This is a genomic window from Variovorax sp. CCNWLW225, assembly GCF_037204045.1.
In the GTDB taxonomy this organism is placed as follows: Bacteria; Pseudomonadota; Gammaproteobacteria; order Burkholderiales; family Burkholderiaceae_C; genus Variovorax.
This window is the reverse complement of the sequence record NZ_JBBCBV010000053.1, coordinates 1-809: the sequence shown is the minus strand read 5'-3', so window position 1 is coordinate 809 and position 809 is coordinate 1. Positions and strand designations below refer to the sequence as shown.

Sequence of the window (809 nt, the reverse complement as noted above, 5' to 3'; positions counted from 1 at the left end):
GCCATTAGCTCAATTGGTAGAGCATCTGACTTTTAATCAGAGGGTCGAAGGTTCGAGTCCTTCATGGCTCACCATTTTACGCGGGTGTGGCGGAATTGGCAGACGCGCTAGACTTAGGATCTAGTGTCTTTATGACGTGGGGGTTCAAGTCCCTTCACCCGCATTATATAGGATAACAGTTAGAAAAACTGGACATCCTGTCTGCGGAAGTAGTTCAGTGGTAGAACACCACCTTGCCAAGGTGGGGGTCGCGGGTTCGAATCCCGTCTTCCGCTCCAACTATACCATCCACGCCGGGGTGGTGGAATTGGCAGACACACAGGACTTAAAATCCTGCGGTAGGTGACTACCGTGCCGGTTCAAGTCCGGCCCTCGGCATTAAGTTTTGCGCCCGTAGCTCAATTGGATAGAGCGTTTGACTACGGATCAAAAGGTTAGGGGTTCGACTCCTCTCGGGCGCGCCATATCTTTTAATAGAATAGATAGGAAATCGGGAAGTAGCTCAGCTTGGTAGAGCACATGGTTTGGGACCATGGGGTCGCAGGTTCGAATCCTGTCTTCCCGACCATTTTTATGGGGCCTTAGCTCAGCTGGGAGAGCGCCTGCTTTGCACGCAGGAGGTCAGCGGTTCGATCCCGCTAGGCTCCACCAAAAGTTTTTAAAAAAAGTTGTTGACTTTGAAGAAGTGACATTGTATACCAATAAAGTTGCTTTAACAAAGCGGACAAACAAAATGATCTTTGAAAACTAAACAAGACAAAACGTACCTGTTAATTCAGTTTTTAAAAATCGCACAGCGATGTGCGTAG

Annotated in this window: 6 tRNA genes; all 6 read left to right on the top strand. The window is 48.5% G+C overall.

What is annotated here, in order from left to right:
* The first annotated feature begins 80 nt into the window (after positions 1-80).
* The 6 genes from V9L20_RS27285 to V9L20_RS27260 all read left to right on the top strand — a co-directional run bounded on the left by V9L20_RS27285 (position 81) and on the right by V9L20_RS27260 (position 651).
* A tRNA-Leu gene (locus V9L20_RS27285) sits at positions 81-163 on the top strand.
* 40 nt (positions 164-203) lie between these two features.
* A tRNA-Gly gene (locus V9L20_RS27280) sits at positions 204-278 on the top strand.
* 14 nt (positions 279-292) lie between these two features.
* Positions 293-378 (top strand) — tRNA-Leu (locus V9L20_RS27275).
* A 9-nt stretch (positions 379-387) separates the two neighbouring features.
* Positions 388-464: transfer RNA gene (locus tag V9L20_RS27270), tRNA-Arg, on the top strand.
* Positions 465-491: 27 nt separating this feature from the next.
* Positions 492-568 (top strand) — tRNA-Pro (locus tag V9L20_RS27265).
* Positions 569-575: 7 nt separating this feature from the next.
* Positions 576-651, top strand: a tRNA-Ala gene (locus V9L20_RS27260).
* The last annotated feature ends 158 nt before the right edge of the window (positions 652-809 follow it).